Source organism: Flavobacterium sp. AJR, from assembly GCF_002156885.1.
GTDB lineage: Bacteria > Bacteroidota > Bacteroidia > Flavobacteriales > Flavobacteriaceae > Flavobacterium.
The window spans coordinates 1-21,293 of record NZ_NCWQ01000064.1 but is presented as its reverse complement, the minus strand read 5'-3'; the positions used below and the strand labels follow the sequence as shown (position 1 = coordinate 21,293).

Below are 21,293 nucleotides of genomic sequence, written 5' to 3'. Positions count from 1 at the left end.
AATGACATCTACTAAATTAACCTCTATAAAATTAAGATCCTTTCTTGCATTTATTCTTCTGTTTTTAGGAACACTTACTTATGCCCAAAATAGTCTAAAAGTTATAAATGCAACTGCTGGACCAGGCGAAGAATCAAAAATTTTGATCGATTTATCCAATACAGATGAAGTAGTTGGAGCTGAGTTTACGCTAACAGTTCCTCAAGGACTTATCATTAACGAAAAAGCAAGCAAAATAAGTGATAGTCGTAAAGGAGACCACGCTGTTTATGCAAACATCGAGAAGAATAATCCACGAAATTATCATTTTATAATTCTCTCGCTAACAAGTAATCCTTTTAAAGGAAATAGCGGGACTTTATTAGAAATTCCAATCGAAATTCCGATAAATTATCCGTCTGGGCAAACTCATAACCTAAACCTTTCTAGTGTTGTATTGAGTTCTAAAAATGCAATAGACATAGGCTCAAACCATACAAACGGAATACTTACAATAGCAACAGCGCAATATCCCGATTTAACTATTTCGGGTATAACAAGCAGCGAATCTCAGATTACTCCTAACGGAAAAATAACATTGTCATGGGGAGTAAACAACATCGGAGATCGTATTGCATCTGGAGGATGGACAGAACAAATTAGTATAATTTCGGAAACAACTGGTATCGAGTATAATTTAGGAAGTGTTTCCTATGATGGTGATTTAGAAAGCAAGAAAACCATTAGCCGAAATGCTACTTTCAACCTTCCTAAAATTATAGGGATAGACGGAAACGTAAAAATAAAAATAAACCTGGTTCCTAATCCATCTGTAAAAGAACCAGATGCGTTACAAGCCAACAATAAACTTATTAGTCCTAATACAATATTGCTCGAAAAAGTATTGTATTTAACCTTAGATAAAAAATCTATTTCCGAAAATGCCACAGAAGTAATCCGGGCAACCATAACCCAAAGCGGAGACCGAAGCACTGATAAAACATATCAACTTGCTGCTTCGCAAAACGGACAACTAGATTTTCCTGCGAGTATAAAAATCCCTAAAGACCAATCATCTGTCGTTTTTTATATAAAACCTGTAGACAATACTGCTGCCGATGGAAACAGAACTGTAGCACTATCTGTAACAGGCAATGATTACCCTACAGTCTCGGATAATATCGAAATTATAGATGATGAGGTTTCATTAATTACACTAATACCATCAAAAACAACATTCACAGATGGGGAGATGATTACTGTTACTTTACAAACCGATTTTGCAAAAAACAAAGACACAAAATTCAGCATTACTGCAGATCAGAATTCCCGTTGGATTGTTCCATCAGAAATCATTCTACCATCAGGAAGCAAAACTGTTTCTTTTACTGTTCAGGTTAGAGACAATAAAGTACCAGAAGCAACTGTAATAGGAAAGATTACAATCCGAGCCGAAGGTTTCCAGGCTAGTAGCACCGAAATCATCTTAAAAAGCTCGAACATTCCTACTTTTGAATTCGAGATAACACCCGAAACCATTTCTAAAGGAGATGGAGTTTATGCAACTTATGCCATCATAAAACGATTGGATAAAACAGACGTTAGCATAAAAATCCGTTTGTCTGCCAATGTAGCAAATACTTTAATTCTTCCTGATATTATTGAATTTCCTGCAAATGTAAACCAGAAAAAAATCAATATTGGAGTCATAAATAACGGACTTGTCGATGGAACAAAAACTGTAAAAGTAACCGCAGATGCTTATATTCCTTCTTGTAACTGTACAGTTGCTGCAGGAAACGGAGGAAGCCAATTGGCAAAAACCATTACCATACTAGATAGTAATGGCCCTGCTTTGTTTGTAAAAGCAAACCCTACAACCGTTAAGGCAGGACAAGAAAATTCTGCAAAAATAACTATTGCAAGAAATACTGTAGATACATCGACAGCTATTCCTGTCAGACTTTCGTCAGATGCTCCTACAATTGTATCTATTCCTGCAACTGCTACTATTCCTGTAGGAAAAGAAGCCATAGAGATAGAAATAAGCACTAAAATAGATCCAAATAAAAAAGGAGATCAAACCATACGTGTTCAAGCCGAAGCAGACAATTATAGTTCTGGATTTGCATGGATAATTGTAACCGATCAAAATAAACCTGATGCTACTATTACAAAAATAAACACAGTAACTCAAGCAACAGGAAAAGATAACATCGAAGTAGCTACAACAATTACCAATCAAGGATTTGCCATTCTTACCAAAGGTTCTAAAATAGAATATTACCTTTCTAAAGATAAATCTACAAAAAATGCAATCCTACTGGCAACTACCGAATTAGACAAAGATATCGAAGCAGGAAAATCACTAAATTTAGTTAAACCTATTCAGCTGCCTGAAAAAGCTGGCGATTATTTTTTAATTGTAACTATAAATTCAAATCAAAAAACAGACGAATTAACATTTACAAATAACGAAGCCAATACTGAAATAAAATTACTTCCGGGTTATTTTGCAACTGCTACCGTAGCTAAGTCATTATACAAATCTGGCGAGTTAGTTACTATAACCGGATCTGCCAAAATGCTCAATAATTCTCCTGCTACAATCAAAGAAGTAGAAATCACGATTACAAGCGGAAACTTTGTTCGCCTATATACCGTTACAACAAATGCTTCTGGAAATTTTGCTTATGATTTTGAACCGCTACAAACAGAAAGCGGGCACTATGGCGTAAGTGCTGGTTACCCAGGAACGAATAATGCTGCACAAGCAGAATTTGACATTATTGGTTTTGAATGGACCAACAAACCATCTGGTTATTTAAAATGGGAAGTAGTAGAAAAAACACCTTTTAAAGGAGAGTTTAAATTAAAAAACAATGGCAAAACTGCGCTAACTAATATAAAAGTTGAACTTCCTGCAGATGCTGGATTTAATATTCAAGTAACGCCATTAGCGCTGGCAGCAGGACAAGAAGCCATATTAAATTATACAATATTAGCCGATAAAGCTTCTGAAGAAGAGAAGTACTACCCTATTAACTTTACCATCTCATCTGATGAAGGAGCAAAACTAACAGCTCTAGCTTATTACCATTGTCAAATTCAAACAGCAAAAATAGTAGCAAACCCTGTAAGTATTAATACCACAATGACCAAAGGAAGTTCTCGCTATTATGAATTGGCAATTACCAATACTGGAGCTATAGATGCCGAAAAAGTAAAAGTGGAATTACCTAAACTAGACTGGATGAAACTTAAAAGTCAATCGGTTATAGATAAAATAGCTCCAAATGAAACCGCTAATATAATATTAGAATTAGCCCCTACAGAGAAACAACAAGTTAACATTCCTCTATCTGGAAACTTAGCAATATCTCTTGCTAATGGACAAGGAATTAGTGTGCCTTTTAAAATAGAAACAGTATCCGAATCTAAAGGTTCTTTACTTATTGATGCAGTCGATGACTATACATACAATACAGTAGAAGCACCACATCTAAAAGGAGCAAAAGTAGTAGTACGTCATCCATTCTCGGGCGTTATTGTTGCAGAAGGTGTAACAGATCAAAACGGATTATTTAATGCCGAAAATCTTCCAGAAGGAAGTTATGTTTTAACCGTAACGGCAGACAAACACAGTAATCATCAAAGTAATATTTTGGTTGATCCGGGTAAAGTTAATAAGCAAAGTATTTATTTGGCTTATCAGGCAATCAGTTACGAATGGACTGTAAAACCTACAGAAATAGAAGATAAATATGAAACTGAACTTGTTGTAAAATACGAAACCAATGTTCCCATTCCGGTAGTTGTCGTAGAAATGGATAAAAAAGTTCAGGATATAGCCAAAGGAAGTAGCTATATACTAATGGCAACACTTACAAACAAAGGGCTTATTACTGCCAAAGATGTATATCTGCAGTTTCCGAGTGATAACGAATATAAGTTTACACCATTAATTGATAAAATAGATATATTAGCCAAACAATCTATCCAAATTCCTGTTAAGGTCGAAAGAATGACGGGAACCATATTAAGAGCGGCAGCATCAACAGCCCCTTGTGATGCAGTTGTAATGGCTTGGTATACGTATCAATGTATTGATAGTCATTGGGTAGCTGTACCACATTCATTTTCTTTTTCGAGAGAATGTACCAATCCAGGACCTGTAGACATTCCGGTAATTAATGGTCCAAATTATGTATATTGTAGAAATTGTCCTGTACCAGGAGGAACCGGTTATTCCCCAATCGATTTTACTTATGATGCCAATATTACATGTGACCCATGTGCATTTGCCATTGGAACTGCAGTTCTAGCCTGTTATCCACCTACAGTTCTTCTTAGTTGTGGGCTTTCTCTCCTTACATCGACTACTTGGGAAGATGCAATAATAAGCGGAATCGGATGCCTCATAAAAAAACAGACTTATGGTTGTATATGGGGAGCATTAAGCGCGGTAAAAACGTGTCTGGGACTTTCAATAACAGGTCGAAACGCAGGACCAAGCTTGTTCGAAGTAATTGAACAGGATTTAACAAAATTAAAAGCTGCAGACAATGCTTTTACCAAGAAAAAAGAACTTATTTTTAATAACAATAAAATTCTTGAAAGCGAAAGTTTCCCTGATTTTGTAAAAGAAGTAGCCACAAACTTAGATAAGAAACAAATTTTTACCGAAACAGATATTGCTGTTATGAAAAGCAGGTTTGTTTTAACAGATATTAGCGCTGCCGACATAAATGTATTCAGTCAAAGATGGAATGAGTCTGTAGAAGCCTGGAATAAAGGAATTACTTCTCCAAATGCACAATATGCTACCATTATTAGTAAAGATAGTTTAGATGTTTATGCCTTAAAGGCAAAAGAATTAGCAGACCATACAAAAGCAAGAGGTTTTGTTTCTGCTTACGAAATGTATGAAAAAGATAAAAGTGACTTACAAGAATATGTAGACAGAAAATCATCTAATTCTGTTTGTGCCACAGTTACAGTAAAGTTCTCTCAAAAAATGACGATGACCAGAGAAGCTTTTGAAGGTACTTTAACTATGAACAATGGTAGTGATCTTAACTCAATAAAAAACATAAACTTAGATTTGATAATCACAGACGAATCTGGAAATGATATGACCCATCTATTCCAAATTAATAAAGATGCTTTCCTGAGCGGAACAGGAATTGTTGGTCCGCAAAGTAACAAATCTGGAACAGTACTTTTTATACCAACAAAAGAGGCTGCTCCTACAGTTGCTAAATCTTATTCGTTTGGAGGAACATTATCTTATCTGGATCCAAATACAGGAGAAATAGCAACAATAAAATTATACCCAGTTACGCTGGAAGTAAATCCAAGCCCAGATTTAGTACTGCATTATTTTATGCAGCGTGATATTATTGGAGATGACCCTCTAACGGAAAAAATAGAACCTATGGTTCCTGCAGAAATGGCATTATTAATTAAAAATGAAGGTTACGGTCAAGCCAAAAATGTTCAGGTAGAATCTATACAACCTGAAATTATCGAAAACAAAAAAGGACTATTAATTGATTTTGAAATCATAGGTAGTAACTTTAATAATGAGCCTAAACAATTAGGTTTACTTAACGTAGATTTTGGAAATATTGAACCACAAAAAGCTGCAATCGGACAATGGTGGTTTACCAGTACATTGTTAGGACATTTTATAGAATATGATTTAAAAGTAAAACATTTGAGCAGCTACGGAAATAAAAATCTGAGCCTAATAAAAGCATCTTATGTTCATGAACTTATTAAAAGCGTAAAGGCTTATGAAGCTGGACATGATAACATAGCCGATTTCTTAGTAAATGATATTGCAGATATAAACGATGTTCCTGATGCTATTTATTATTCTAATGGTGGAAGTGACGAAGTATATAAAGTAAGTACCGCAACTATTTCTAACCCTATTTCACCAACTCAGGTAACGACAATTCTAACTATGAACTCGTCTAAAACAGGATGGAATTATGGTAATTTAACAGATCCGGGCAGAGGTAAATACAAACTTGTAAAAGTTGTTAGAAACAGCGATCAACTGGAATTGCCTTTGCTAAACTTCTGGCAAACATTTGTTACATTAAGAGATGGAGCAGATCCTAAATATGAGAACAATCTTCATTTTGTTGACAAAATATCAGGATTAGAAAAATACACGTTGTATTATACACCAATAAATACCAATGTACCGAAAGTAGTTTCTTTTGAGAGCATTCCGTCAACAACAACCAAAGCAGTAGAATCTGTTCAGGTAAACTTTAATAAAGCCATAAACCCGAGCACCTTTACTGCCCAAAACATAACATTAATTCACCAAGGAAATAAAATCCCTTTTAATGATAGTTTTATTGGCAAAGTAAACGACTCTACTTATGTCTTAAACATTAAAACACTAACCGTTGCTTCTGGTTATTATGAACTAACAGTGCAATGTGCAGGAATAAAAGATCTGGAAGAGAACGAAGGAGTTGAAGGCAAATCTGTTTCCTGGACACAAATAATTGGAGAATTAGGAATCATTCAGTTTAAAACAGATCAAACAGAAGCCCAAGCCGTAAATAGCATTGAAATATCATTTAATAAAATAGTAAAACCAATCCAGTTTACTAAGGACAAATTAAAGCTAAACGGAAAACCTTTGGATAACATTTCGATAGTAACAGAGAACAATCAAAAATATACTATCGTAGGATTAAACCAATACAATCTGGAAAAAGGAGAATATGAATTAACTGTAGATTTGCCATCTATGAAAGCCGAAGATAACTCGTTAGGTTTAGTAGTACAATCCCATAAATGGAAAGTTGATTTAGTTGTTCCAGAAGTAGATAGCTTTAAGCCACAATATCAGGGAGCGCTTAATAGCCAGAACGTAACAGATATGCAGATAGTTTTAAATAAACCATTAAAAAATAATTTTGAAGCTAGCTGGATTAAGCTATACAAAGGAAGTGTGGATCTAAATGCTAAATTAACTGTTACAAAACAGGATGATTTACATTATCTAATCTCGGGATTAGGAGAACATACCCATACTGCAGCTGGATACAAACTAATAATTGATCAATCTAACTTTGTAGATGTATCTGGAAATTATGGAACTGGTAATACAAGCACGATGTGGACTGTGAAATTTGATAAACCAGCTTCTCCAAATAATATGCGTATAACTCCTGATAGAGGAATTTCGGCAACAGATAACATTACTTCTGGTAATGATTTATCTATTGCTCTAAAAACTATAGAAAATAAACAATCTATAGAACTTTATGTAATAACTCCAACTAGTAAAGTATTAGTAGATAAAAAATACGTAGAAACAGCAGGAGATTTAAGTTTTGCTATTACAGGATATATCGGAAAAAATACTTTTGAAGCCATTGCTTATGATGAATATGGAAATGCTAGTGCCCCTGTAAGTATCGAAACATACATAGATGTTGTGGACTTTAGCAGTACAATTACGCCAGTAAAAACTAGCAATACCGATTGTGCCGAAATAGAGCATCTTAAAATACTTTTTACCGATGAAATCATGGCATCTCAGTTTACAAAAGACGCTTTAATAATCAAAGCCGGAGGGATAAATATCTCTAATGAAAATGCAGTAATCGCTAAAATATCTGATACTGAATTTAAAATTCAGAATATAGAGAAATTCAATGAGAATGGAGAACTTACATTTGGTATCGATTTATCTAAACTACAGAAAAAAACAAGTGCCTTACAAGGAAAAGGAATTGTTTATGAAAATGTGGGTGTTATAAATACTATTTTGGCTAGTATAACAGGAGATGCTCTTATTACCGAAACCAATGCTACTACTATCTACACCGCTACACCAAATATGCAAAGCTATAACTGGACTGTAACCGGAGGAGAAATTGTAAGTCAGGCAAATAATACTGTTACCATAAAATGGACACAAAAGGGAACACAAACTCTTTCTCTAAATTATGTAACAACAGGTTTATGTAGCAAGACAACATCTTCAGAAATAAAAGTAGATGCTACTCTGGCTATCGACGATCATACAAATCCAGATAAAAAAGGATTAACAATTGCTCCCGTTCCTAATAATGGTACATTCACACTATCTTTAATCGGTGAGCAAGGAACATTTAAACTCACAATATATGATGTGGGAGGAAGAATTGTTTATGAACAGGATAAAATAAATGTAAACGATAACTTTAAAAAAGAAATCCATACCCATTTAAAAACTACTGGAGTATATTATCTGGTATTACGCAATTCAGAAACAACTTATAAATCTAATTTCTTAATTAAATAGAAAAAAAGGGATGCTATAAAGCATCCCTTTTTTTATCAAAATAGAACAGAATAAAAAACGTACCTAACATTTTAGACATCAGTTATTTAAAACAAAAATATCTGATGTAATTAGTATTTAATATTTTATTAAATTTGAACAACTAACCTTAAACCCTAATCTTATGGAAATGAATTTCTTAGCATTTTTTGCTTCGGCACTAACAACTCTTGTTACTGGTTTTATCTGGTATAACCCTAAAGTATTTGGAACTATCTGGATGAGAGAAGCTGGAGTAACTCAAGAAGACCTCCAGAAAGGAAGTATGCTTAAAATATTCGTATTAACATACATCTTTTCTTTAATGATGACTATAATTGTTTCGGGATTAACAATACACCAATCGGGCGCTGTAGGAATGGTAGGCGGACCACCAATGATAGAAAGTGCAAAACCTTCTTTTGCAGCTTTTATGGCCGATTACGGAACTGCATTTCGCACTTTTAAACATGGAGCACTTCATGGCTTCATGACCGGTTTATTCTTTGCTTTCCCTATGTTAGCAATCAATGGTTTATTCGAAAGAAAATCTTGGAAATATATTTTTGTACATGCCGGATATTGGATTCTTACCCTAACTATTATGGGAGGAATTATTTGTGCTTGGGCATAAATAATTAAAACATAAAATCCGTTTGAAATTAGAAAATCAAACGGATTTCTTTTTTGGAAAATTTACAAGTAAAACAAACCGTAAATTATATTATTCTGTTATTATTAAGTAAATTTGAACAATATAGTACTCTTACCTTGAATTCATCTTATTCCTTCCAGATTTATACTAATACTGCCTCTCTTCCTGAAACATGGAATGACTTGGCAACACATAATATTTTCTTATCCAGGGAATATCTAGAAGTATTAGAAAAATCAGCTCCAACCAATATGTTGTGCCATTATATCGGACTTTTTAAAGACGCTGAATTAGTTGGTATTGCTCTAACCCAATTTTTAGATTCTAATAAGCTCGAATCATTTGGAGAACGAGATAAATGTGTAAAAACTTCCGTTCGTAATTTTGCTTTTAAGAAATTCGCTTCTCATGTTTTATTTGTTGGAAACAACATGCTTACAGGTCAAAATGCTTATTCCTTTTCTGAAAAAATAAGCCTACCAAAAGCAATTAAATTATTGCATAAAGGAATCAATGCATTAAAAAAAGATTTCAAATCGAAAGGGCAAAAAATCCATATCACCACAATCAAAGATTTTTCGGCAACAGAAATTGATATGCTTTCTGCTGAATTTAAAAAAGGCTACACGTTTTCTATCCAGCCAAATATGGTTTTTAAAATCAATGAAGATTGGAAAACCGAAAAAGATTATATTAATGCATTATCCAAAAAATACCGGGACCAATATAAACGTACCCGCAAAAAAGCCTTAGGAATAGAAAAGAGGAAAATGGATCTAGATGACATCATAACTTTTGAAGATACTATCTATGATTTGTATCATCACGTAGCCAAAAATGCTCCTTTTAATACCTTTTTCTTAGCCAAAAATCACTTTAGAGTTTTTAAAGAAACATTAAAAGAGAAGTTTCTTTTTTATGGTTATTTTATTGATGGAAAACTAATCGGTTTCAATACTTTAATCATGAATGGAACCGCAATGGACACTTATTTTTTAGGTTATGACGAAAGTGTTCAGCGCGAAAAAATGCTGTATTTAAACATGCTTTACGACATGATTGCACTTTCTATTAACAGGAATTTTAAAGAAGTTATTTTTGCCAGAACGGCTCTGGAAATTAAAAGCTCTGTGGGTGCAAAACCAGTAAAAATGTACGGACTTATCACACACAGCAATTCTTTAATCAACCATAATATTGCCAAATTATTTAATTATCTGGAACCCAAAACAGATTGGCAAGAACGAAATCCGTTTAAATAATTAAATCCATTATTATACCAAATTAGATAGGCTTTCTTTTTTATAAATCATCAAATAAAATTCCTCTTTTGTTCATCCAGCCTCCGGTATGATTCCTTTTTTTATATCTTAAATAGTTATAACTAAAAAAATCAATATTAGAAAAACGCATTGTATTTACCTTAAAATCTTTATCATAAAAATCCATTTGATTGTTTTTGTTTAAAATTACAAAACCATTTAATGAATAAATCTTATCGTATTTTATAGGTACTATCTCCTTCAAAGTGATTGTATCATTTTTTTGTTTAAAGGTGTAAAGTCCTTCCTTTTTATTTTTTATTAATATCACTCGATCATCAAAACCACCATTCACAGAATATTCCATAGTCTTTCCTCGGCTTATAAAAAGCAGCGAATCAAATTTTATTTTAGAGTCGATAAAAATATTTTTAGGCATCGATGTATAACCATAAGTCATTTCTGCATTAACGATTTTCCTAAGTCTGTTCCGTTTTATGCTTAATGTATATCTTGTAACAGTTCCACAGCCTAAAGCTCTATTGCTGTAAAATGCGGGAGTAAAAACACAAGTGTCAATTTTTTTAATTTTGTTTTCTGTCAATATCTCTATATTCCCAGATCTTTGATAAATGTCACGGTAGGCAAAAGTGCTGTCTAATACAAAATCAGAATTGTAGAATTTTACAGTCTTATCATCGATCGTAACAAAATGTTTGTTATTGTAATATTTTAACGGAAAGTCATCCAAAATCTTTTGATTGCCCTTAAAAACCGTATAACTGCTGTCTTTTCTTATTTTAAGAGTATATTTTCCAATTTCAAAATATCCTGTTTCCATATTAACAGCATTTTTATCCTTTATGGAAACCTTAAGACCATAAGTGTTATAATCACTTTGCAAATCCAGAAAACTTGTTTTTATCTCATTATCTTTTTTATAAATCAAACCTAGACGTGAAGACCAATAAATAATTTTATTATTAGCCATGACCATCTTATGTATTTCATCTTCTTTTTCACTTTCTAATTCCCAAACCTCTTTCTTTCTTATTACTTTACAAACCAAAACACTATCATTCTTCAAGAAATAAAAATGTTTCAGATGAGGCTGATTCACAAAGTAAACTTTGTCTCTAAACTCTTTTAACAAATCAAAATCACTATTCAAATCAGAGAGTTTTATCGCATTCATACTGCCATAATATTTTTTGTCTATAAAATCTACTTTTTCTGTAGCATAAACATCGAATATATTACTATGAAAAAAATTGCCGCGACTTTCAGTAAACCCTTTTTTCTCAATTTTATAAAAATAAAGCGTGTTGCTATTAACTTGACAATAATCGTAGTTAGTAATGTCCGTAACTTTGTTTTGCGCATTCGCGATTGTCACAAAAACAAATAAAATTAAGAGAAGTTTATTTTTCATTAATAGTAATATTATCGACTAATCTTCTTGTTCAGCATTTTGAATTAAATCCTGCATAATCTCTATTCTTTCCTTAAGCGTTATTTCATTAGATAATTTTTCTTTTAGCTTTCCCATTACACTATCATCCATATAGTCTGTATTTGTAGCCCTTTCGTATGCCTCATTAAAATCATAGGAACTAAAATACTCTTCTTCATTTTTGCTTAGTATCTCCTTCATTTTATTAATATAAAATTGTTTTACTTCTTCGGGAAATTTTTCCGAAATCAATTTATAGTAGCTTTCATTTCCCTCAAAAAAATTATCTTTCGCCAAGATTAATTGTTTCTCGGTTAAGACTAAAGTATCCGATTTTAAAACTTTTACTTGTCTGTAATAATTTATAAAATCATACTTGGGCAAGTCATTACACTTCAAATAATAGTCAATACTTTTTTCATAACGTTCTTCTGGCGATTTTGAATTTTCAATTTCTTTTACCTTTTTTATTTTCTCAATTATATTTTTCCAGTCAGAATCACTTTTCGAAAGATGCACCAATAGCGTCAGTTTCTTTTTTTCTTTTTTAAAAAACAGTATACCATAATATTTTCTATTAGAATCAACGCCTTCCGCAATGCCCATACAAGTTTCACCATTCATCATACTGCTTTCGTAATAATCATTTTCACTTTGAGGGCAAAAAATTTCTTTATCTATAAATTTAATATTAGAGTCATTTTTTATGATTTCCTCATAATTATTTACCTTAATATATCCCACTTTATAATGATCATTAATATACCTATTCCCGTATTCAAAATCTGAATATTCAACAAAAAGGATTAAATCGCTATTCATTGTCAAATTTCTCAAATCAACACTTTGAGAATATATTACACTCTGAATCAGAATGAAAATTGTGAAAAATATTTTTTTCATTATTAATAAATATATGACGGGGTTATTATAAAAACTAAAATACTTTTTTACATTTAAAAACTTACTTTTTTAGTTAAGGTTTTCCCCCTTTTTACTAACCCTTGTATAAATTTTACCCCTAAACTGATTTTTGTCTTTATTCTTTTTTCAAATTAAAATTTCACTTTTAAGGAATGGCAATTTTCATTTGCTTATGCAAAATACGAATATCCAATTTAGTCTGAGCGCCACAATACTCACCATCAATTTGGAAACTAACTGGATGATTTGTTTTTATGACTGCTTGATCTGTAGAAATGATAACAATATCATCTGAATCGATAGGCATATTACCCGTAATTATTTTTCCCAGAATTATTAAATCTAGATTTTTTAAAACAACCAATTCAAATTTACCATCATTAATTGCTCCATTTGGGTTAATGACAACACCTGTTCCATATTTTTGAGAATTGGCAATTACAACCATTCTTGCTTCATGTTCAACCGTCTGATTATTGGCCGTAATAGATACAACAAAAGGATCTCCAGACTCTTTGATAGTAGTATACGCTTGAGATGCATAACCCCAAAATCCTCTTATCTCACTTTCTTCATAATTCTTGATTAAATCGGCATTGAGTCCTATATCGCTTAAATGAATACTTTTTTTCCCGTTGATACAAATCATATCCATCTCGATATAATTGTTGTTAAAAGCAATACTTAAATTCTCTTCGAGTGTTTTAGGTAAATTTAAATCGACCGATAATCCGTTGGCAGATCCAGCTGGCAATATCCCAACAATAACATCATATTCCTCCATTGCTTCGGCGACCATTTTTACAGTTCCATCTCCTCCGGCAACAACGATTCTAATGGGTAAATGTTGGTTATACAACGCTTGTATTTGGCTGATGTCATTCTGCCCAGTAGTTTCGTAAACTTTCAAATTAATATGACACGTTACCGCATAGGATTTTACTGTCTCAATAAGCTCAGATTTATCCAGATCACCCGAAATAGGGTTTACAACAAATAAGATATTCCTTTTCAAAATTTTATCTTTATATTTATTCAAAAGTAATTACACAAGTTATCCCAAAAGTAAGCAATTAATGAAACCTATTTTAAAATTATATCGCGGTTATGCCAATGATCAGGAACTAATTGTTATGGGGCACGTTTTTAAACCATCGACTGCCAATGATTATGATTTTCAAAAGCGAAGTTTTAAAAATGCCACTTCTGTTCTTAAACTTTTCCAGATAAAAACAATCCCAAATTACGATGTTTATTTAAAACATGGAGAGAACCAAATTCATACCAAAACTCTCGATGATGGTTTTTTTAAATTCTGCATTCCTTTAAAAGAGGAAACAGGTTTTGGATGGATGAATTACCAAGTTAGCATTTCTCATAAAAACGAAACAATATCCTGTGCCAGCACTTTTATAAGACCTCATGAAGGAAATCTTGGGATTATATCAGATATTGATGATACTTTTTTGGTTTCGCACACACATAATTTCTTCAGGAAATTATATATTTTATTGTTCAGAAATGTAAATGATCGCAAAATATTTGATGAAGTTGTACCGCATTATCAAGCATTAAGTTCCGCAGAAAGAAACAACAAAGAAGAGAAAAATGCTTTTTTTTACATCTCGAGTAGCGAGTGGAATTTATATAGTTTTATTGTTCGTTTTACCAAAATACATGAATTACCAAGGGCAGTAATTTTATTAAAGGATATTAAAACCGGAATTGCCGACTTTTTTATGAGTGGCAGAGGAAACCATGACCATAAGTTTGATAAAATCAAACACGTCCTGGAGTTTTATCCAAACCTAAAATATGTTTTATTGGGTGACGATTCTCAACACGACCCAATGTTATATGAAAGAATTTGCAAAATATTTCCTGTAACGGTAAAAGCGGTTTATATAAGGCAAACTGGTAAAAACAAAAAAGAATCAACGAAAGCAATCCTTAAAAATTTAGAAAACCTTGAGGTTTCTGTTTGCTATTTTAAACACAGCAGCGAAGCCATTGAGCATTCTAAAAAGATTGGAATTATAATGTAACTGTGAAAGGTATTTTGAAAATGTGAAATGTCAGCTGAAACTGAAAAACCTTTGTCAAAATTCGAAAACTTTGACAAAGGTTTATAGATAATATTCTTATTTTCAAAAAACTGAAAACTGAGACTAAAAACTGTATTATGCGTTGAAATTATCAATCTCCTCCTGAACTACTTCCCAGTCTGATAATAATTGATCCAAATCTTTTTTCTTTTTATTGTATGCCATAAAGAAAGAAGCGTCTTCGATGTGTTTATCATAATTAGAAGCCAACATTTTATCGTCATGCTGAATATCTTTTTCTAATTGTTTGATTTGACTTTCGACTTTACTCAAGCGATTTTGTAATGCTTTCGTTTTCTTCTGATCTTCGTAAGAAGTTTTATTACTTTCTTTAGGAGCAGCAGCTTTTACAGCATCTTTTTTCTCAACTTCACGCATATTTTCCATATTACGTTGCTCTAAGAAATAGTTAATGTCTCCTAAATATTCTTTTATCTTCTGATCTTTAAATTCGTAAACCAAATTAGACATTCCCTGAAGGAAATCTCTATCGTGAGAAACAAGTAGTAAAGTTCCACCAAATTTTTGAAGTGCCGCTTTTAATACATTCTTAGATTTTATATCCAAGTGATTCGTAGGCTCATCCATTAACAAAACGTTTATAGGTTGTAATAACAACTTACATAATGCCAAACGGTTTCTTTCTCCTCCTGAAAGTACTTTTACTTTTTTCTCTACATCATCTCCACGGAACAAGAATGAACCCAACATATCACGAACTTTTGATCTATTGGTATCCATTGCAGCATCTTCCATTGTTTGCAACAATGTGATTTCTCCGTCTAGGTATTCCGCTTGATTTTGGGCAAAATAACCTAACTGTACATTATGTCCTAATTTTATGCTTCCTTGGTATTCGAACTCATCAACTATAGCTTTAATAAAAGTTGATTTTCCTTGTCCATTCTGTCCAACAAAAGCAATTTTACTTCCGCGTTCTACTAACAGGTTTATATCTTTAAGAATAACTTTATCACCGTAAGCCTTTGTAACATTATCGGCTTCTACTACTACTCTACCCGGTTCTTTAGAAACTGGGAAAGAAATATTCATTACAGAATTATCATCTTCGTCAACCTCGATACGCTCAACTTTATCTAATTTCTTGATAAGCGATTGCGCCATAGAAGCTTTAGAAGCTTTTGCACGGAATTTTTCGATTAGCTTTTCTGTTTCTTCTATTTTTTTGGCTTGATTCTTTTGTGTAGCCAATTGTTTTTCACGAATTTCATGACGCAATTCTAAGTACTGAGAATATGGTTTATTAAAATCATATGCTTTACCTAATGAAATTTCGATAGTTCTGTTGGTTACATTATCCAGGAACATTTTATCGTGTGATACAATTACCACTACTCCAGGATAATTACGCAAGAAACTCTCTAACCAAATGATACTCTCGATATCCAAGTGATTCGTAGGCTCATCCAGCAACAATACATCATTGGCTTGCAATAATAATTTAGCTAACTCGATACGCATTCTCCAACCTCCAGAAAAAGTTTCTGTTTGATTATTAAATACTTCTCTTTTAAAACCTAATCCTAAAAGAATTTTCTCTGTATCTCCTACATAATTATAACCACCCAATAACTCAAAACGATGAGTATAATCAGATAAATCTTCGATAATCTGACTGTATTCTTCACTCTCATAATCGGTTCTGGTTACCAATTGATGATTAATATGCTCTAATTTTTTCTCAACGACTTTAATATCCGTAAAGGCTTCGTAGGCTTCTTCTAATACTGTTCTTCCTTGTTCAAAATCGATATCTTGACGTAAGAAACCCATTCGAACTTCTTTTTCTGTTGCGATTTGTCCAGAATCTGGTTTAAAATCTCCTGCAAGAATTTTTAGCATTGTTGATTTTCCAGCACCATTTTTTCCTACAAGACCTACTCGGTCTCCAGCACCTAAACGAAAAGTAACTTCTTCAAACAAATAAGTACCTCCAAAAGAAACTGATAAATTATGTATATTAAGCATTTATTATTGTTATTATAAACTAATTGATTGTTTAAATTTATATCTCTAATTTGACTAGAAATTTAATTTTTGTAGACATTAAAAATACCTTTCTCTGAATAACAAAATATTTCTTTAAGCTTACCAAAACTTTAAATATTTTATTTAATCAACCTCTAATCAGTATTTTTCATTCTTGTTTTTCTAAAACATATTGCAATTTATATTGCCTTTTACTTATAATTTTAAAAATGCAAAGGTAGTGAAAAGGAATGTATTATGCTATAAAGATAAAAAGGCTGTTTTGGGATATTAAGAATTGAAAATTGTTAATGTGATGACCAATGATTATCTTTGGGATAAATTCATCATTTTTATTAAAAAAACAACTGCATAATTTCTCTTCGAAGTATTTACATCGCAGTTTATACATTACAAAAACTTACTCAAAATGTTCAAAAAAGGATCTAAACTAAATAGTATTTTAAAAGGAACTTGTCCTAAATGTCAAAACGAAAGTATGTACGAAGATAAGAACCCGCTACATTTAACCAAAGTTTTAAAAATGAATGAATCTTGCAGTCATTGTGGTCTTAAATACCAGATTGAACCTTCCTTTTTTTACGGAGCAATGTATGTAAGTTACGGATTAAATGTAGCATTAGGAATTGCTGCTTTTATCATATCCTACGTTTTCCTAAACTCTAGTATCGAAGCTTCTTTTATAGCAATTGTAGTAACACTTGTTGTATTATTTCCATTTGTATTAAGATGGTCGAGAAACATTTACATCAACATGTTTGTTTCTTACGACCCAACCACTAATATCAAAAAATAGAGATTATACTAGATAGCTTGAATTGAAAGTATAAGTAATTATAAAAAAACAACCATATAACTTCATTTAAGAAAATACTAAAACTTATATTTCCTTAAATAGCCTATATCGTTTAAACAGTTTATACATATAACAATTTACCTGTTTCTCTTTCTGTAAAATCGTTCGATATTTATTTCGGTATCCAAAGGAGTTTCATTTTCTATATTTTCGAATAAAGCTTCAGCCATTGCTGGTCCTAACATTACTCCTCGCGTACCTAATCCGTTAAGAATATGCAACGTTTTATGTGTATTATGCGTTCCTACCAGTGGTCTTCTATCTTGTACTGTAGGACGAACACCAGCAAAATGCTCAACGATTTCAAACTCGCAGGTAATTATTTCGCGAATGCGTTCTAGGAGTTCTTGCTTTGCCTCCTCCGTAGGTAAATCGGTTTTATCTTTCCAATTATATGTTGCCCCTACTTTAAACAAATCATTTCCTAAAGGCAGGATAAACACACTTGTATTTACAATAACGTCTAAATTTAAACCAACTGCTTTAATAATAAATAGTTCTCCTTTGGTTCCATCCAGAGGCAAATCATTAAAGAATGGGTTCTTATGCAACCCAAATCCTTCTGCAAAAATAATATGACGCGCCTGAATGTTTTTATATTGAATTCCTGAATCTAAAAATTCAATCTGACTATAATCAAACGATTCTTCTAACAGCAAATTATTAGCAAGTAAATATTCTCTATACTTTTCTAATAATAAAGCCGTATCAACATAACCTGTGTGCAAAACTTCGCCATAATCGTATGGAGAATCTATACTGTTATATTTTCTGTTAACTAATTTGGTAGACAAGAAAGGCGCTAAGTTTTTTTTATCTGAAGCACTAAACCAATTATTTTGCTCTTCTATCGAGAAAAACTTTCGTAAAATAGGTAGCTGGAAATTGAATTTTGTAGCAAGTTTATTTTCAATATCTGCATAAAAAGAGTCCATTAAAACAAGTTGCTGTTGTGCTTGCCATACTTCACTAAATCTTTTTAAAATTACGGGATTATACAAACCTCCTGCTATTTTTGATGAATTTTGTGATTTATCATCTACTACCAAAATAGATTTATTGTGCGACAATGCTTTTTCTGAAAAAGAGATTCCTGCTAAACCTGAACCAATAATTAAATAGTCAATCATGAAAAAATAAATTAAACTGTTACCGCCAACAAACATAAATGAAAAAACTCTTACCAAAAAATGGTAAGAGTTTTTTATATTAAAGAAGGAAATTAAATTTTAGTAATTCCACATATCTGATTCGAAATTTCTAATTTTCTCTTTCACTCTCTCAGACTCCAATAATTGGTTCTGAGCGTTATCCTTCATGTATTCTTCTATAGCTCTATCTCCGTAAACGTTTTCTTCTTTATAGATTGTACTATTAAAACGTCTAGAGTTTAAGATTTGATCAAAAGAAATTGGCATTGCAGAGTTCTTGTCATTAAAGGCTTTAGCCTCATGTAAGACACCTCTTGCATCCGGGAAGAATACCCAGAACAATTCAATATAATCTTTTTCTTCACTATTAATAGTGTAAACATCTGGAGTAACAGGACAAATTCCTAAAAGACGATACTTCAATTCACTTTGACGTTTGTCAAAATACCAATATCCTTTAATTTTATATTCTGTAACATCTTGAGCTGTTAAATCAGTTTTCAAGATATATTCAGAAGATATAGTTTTAGATGCAGGAACAGTTACAGTTTCTGAAGTTGTTACTTTGTTTTTTCCTTTACCAGTTGTCTTCTTTTTTTCGATTGTTTGCGTAACATACGCATTCGGATCTTGATTCAATTGTTCTCTACCAGCATCAGTTGTATCGATACGAGATAAAGAAGATTGAATGTCTTTCATAGACTTTTTGGTATTGAAATAACTATCAGTATAAACTTCAGTAATTTTACCATTTTTAATTGCCTTTGTCAAAACATCGTACATAGAACGTCTGTCCGAACCGATATTTGCAGTATCAATTGGGAAATACATAGAAAAGTTGATTTTTTCATTTAAATCAATGATTTCCCAAACAGTTTTCCCCATCAAAACGTCTCTATCATGTACATAACCATAAGCTAATGGTTTGTCATTATCAGAAACAAGTTGTGCTGGAGTTTTTAAACCAATTTCAGCTGGTGTTTTTGCATTAAGCAAATTCGACTGTGCAAAAGTGGTATAACTCCCTGCAATAGAGATAATAGCTATTAAAAAATTTCTTACATTCATCATGGTATCAGTATAATATTGAAGTAGTTTTACTTTATAGATCTACTTATTATTGTATTTCATAAATTACTGGAGCGGTTCTAGGCAATAAATAACTTCCTGCTCCAACAAGTTTAGTTTTAATCTCAGAAATAGTAACTTGGTCTCCTCTACCTGCTTTTGAAAGAACTGATTTACATTGTGCATTTAATCTATTACCAGAAACTACAACTGTAGGTTGTCCAGTAACTTTTAAATTAAATCCAACAACATCTAATCCAACTTCGAAATCAAAATCAACTAATTTAGCTCCAATTGTAGCAATCTCTAAATTTGATTTAGGTCCTTTTACAACACCCATTTCTCCTCTAATTGTTCCAGTTGGTCCAGGAATACCTTTAATTCTAAAAGTTTTCTTATCTGTAACCTTAGAACCATTTGGCAATGTACCTGTAACAGTAATTGTAGTTTCAGTACCTGTACTTGGACTCATGTTATATTTACCTGGTTTACCAGCAGAAGATAATCCTGGAGCAGTTGCAACAACTTTATTATCAGCAACACCCGCAAATGAAACTGAAATTGGGTTAACAACTCCTCTGTAAACTACATTCATTTTGTCTGCAGAAATAGTTGCAGAGTTTGGTTTTGGTACTACAACATATTTACCTTCAAATTTAAGTGGAATGTTTTTTCCATCTTCTAAGAATGTAAATTGTCCGTTAATACTTTGTTCTCCAATTCCACCAGCAGTCATCGAAATAACAGCTTGTCCATTTTCAATTTTACCTGGACCAGAGAATGAAGTAGGAGTTGTGTTTTCGTCATAACGACCTAAAACAACTTTACCTGTAACAGTTTCTCCTTGAAAGTAAGCACTTTTATCAAGAACTACAATCGCTTTATAGTTGTTATAAGAAGCTGCAGCTACTGCCGCTTTTCCTAAAGCTGAACTATAAACATCAGATTCTACTTTTTTAACATCACTCTGCCAAGCAGATAATTTTGCAACTGATGCAACAGCTGGAAAACCTTTAAAGTTATAAGCTAAAAATTTATCTTTTAAACCTTCTTTGTTTTTAACGTCAGAAGTATTAAATTTATTATCAATCTCAGCTACAATTGCACTATATTTTTTATCACTCAATACAGATTTCATATCTGCTCTATACTGATTGATTTTTGCAACGATTTCGTCACCTTTTTTAGTATAACCTTCACCTGTAAACCAGTTGTCGATATTATCACCTTTGTCCATAGACTCGTAAGGTAATTTTCCAGTTTCTTTATCTTTTTCGAATCCTTTTAATACATCACCTTTTAAAGTTCCGATGTAAGCATAAAAATCTTTAGATATTGCTGCCACTTTGTGAGCTGTTTGAGCAGCTGCTTCAAATTCTCCTTTAGCCTCAGCAGCTTTCTGGTCTAATGACATTAACATTTGCTCATTAGTCATATTAGCAGACTCGTTTGCACTTTCAAATTTTTCATTCATTAAGCCAAAAGCAGA

General features: G+C 32.3%; 12 protein-coding genes. 5 read left to right on the top strand and 7 right to left on the bottom strand.

Annotated features, from left to right (window positions below):
- Position 1: 1 nt before the first annotated feature.
- The 3 genes from B8T70_RS16425 to B8T70_RS16415 all read left to right on the top strand — a co-directional run bounded on the left by B8T70_RS16425 (position 2) and on the right by B8T70_RS16415 (position 10,237).
- On the top strand, positions 2-8,302 hold the full coding sequence (locus B8T70_RS16425) for a CARDB domain-containing protein (protein WP_086895520.1): 8,301 nt from the start codon (positions 2-4) through the stop codon (positions 8,300-8,302).
- Positions 8,303-8,465: 163 nt separating this feature from the next.
- Entirely contained in the window at positions 8,466-8,954 is a 489-nt protein-coding gene (locus B8T70_RS16420) for a DUF1761 domain-containing protein (RefSeq protein ID WP_039111483.1), read from the top strand.
- 137 nt (positions 8,955-9,091) lie between these two features.
- Complete coding sequence (locus B8T70_RS16415; RefSeq protein WP_086895539.1) at positions 9,092-10,237, top strand: peptidogalycan biosysnthesis protein; 1,146 nt, start codon at positions 9,092-9,094, stop codon at positions 10,235-10,237.
- Between the two features lie 40 nt (positions 10,238-10,277).
- On the opposite strand, the gene B8T70_RS16410 is transcribed toward B8T70_RS16415, so the two are convergent.
- The 3 genes from B8T70_RS16410 to B8T70_RS16400 all read right to left on the bottom strand — a co-directional run bounded on the left by B8T70_RS16410 (position 10,278) and on the right by B8T70_RS16400 (position 13,629).
- Positions 10,278-11,669: a hypothetical protein gene (locus B8T70_RS16410; protein WP_086895519.1), complete on the bottom strand. Its 1,392-nt coding sequence runs from the start codon at positions 11,667-11,669 to the stop codon at positions 10,278-10,280.
- A gap of 18 nt (positions 11,670-11,687) precedes the next feature.
- Entirely contained in the window at positions 11,688-12,593 is a 906-nt protein-coding gene (locus tag B8T70_RS16405; protein WP_086895518.1) for a hypothetical protein, read from the bottom strand.
- A 166-nt stretch (positions 12,594-12,759) separates the two neighbouring features.
- Positions 12,760-13,629, bottom strand: coding sequence for a diacylglycerol kinase family protein (locus tag B8T70_RS16400; protein ID WP_086895538.1), 870 nt, complete (start codon positions 13,627-13,629; stop codon positions 12,760-12,762).
- A 61-nt stretch (positions 13,630-13,690) separates the two neighbouring features.
- Between B8T70_RS16400 and B8T70_RS16395 the strand changes: the two genes are divergently transcribed.
- Positions 13,691-14,659, top strand: coding sequence for an App1 family protein (locus tag B8T70_RS16395; protein ID WP_086895517.1), 969 nt, complete (start codon positions 13,691-13,693; stop codon positions 14,657-14,659).
- Between the two features lie 135 nt (positions 14,660-14,794).
- Here B8T70_RS16395 and B8T70_RS16390 read toward each other — a convergent pair whose 3' ends face one another.
- Positions 14,795-16,708, bottom strand: a complete 1,914-nt coding sequence (locus tag B8T70_RS16390) for an ABC-F family ATP-binding cassette domain-containing protein (RefSeq protein ID WP_039111487.1) — start codon at positions 16,706-16,708, stop codon at positions 14,795-14,797.
- Positions 16,709-17,138: 430 nt separating this feature from the next.
- On the opposite strand from B8T70_RS16390, the gene B8T70_RS16385 reads away from it, so the two are divergent.
- The gene (locus B8T70_RS16385) at positions 17,139-17,525 is read left to right on the top strand and encodes a DUF983 domain-containing protein (RefSeq protein ID WP_039118733.1); all 387 of its coding nucleotides are present in this window, start codon (positions 17,139-17,141) and stop codon (positions 17,523-17,525) included.
- 137 nt (positions 17,526-17,662) lie between these two features.
- Here B8T70_RS16385 and B8T70_RS16380 read toward each other — a convergent pair whose 3' ends face one another.
- The 3 genes from B8T70_RS16380 to gldM form a co-directional block, all read right to left on the bottom strand.
- Entirely contained in the window at positions 17,663-18,715 is a 1,053-nt protein-coding gene (locus B8T70_RS16380; protein ID WP_086895537.1) for an FAD-binding oxidoreductase, read from the bottom strand.
- A 99-nt stretch (positions 18,716-18,814) separates the two neighbouring features.
- Positions 18,815-19,804 carry a gliding motility protein GldN gene (gldN, locus tag B8T70_RS16375; RefSeq protein ID WP_039118764.1) on the bottom strand — a complete coding sequence of 330 codons (990 nt, stop codon included), beginning with the start codon at positions 19,802-19,804 and terminating at the stop codon, positions 18,815-18,817.
- Positions 19,805-19,853: 49 nt separating this feature from the next.
- A partial coding sequence (gene gldM, locus B8T70_RS16370) for a gliding motility protein GldM (RefSeq protein ID WP_123912122.1) occupies positions 19,854-21,293 on the bottom strand: 1,440 nt, incomplete at its 5' end.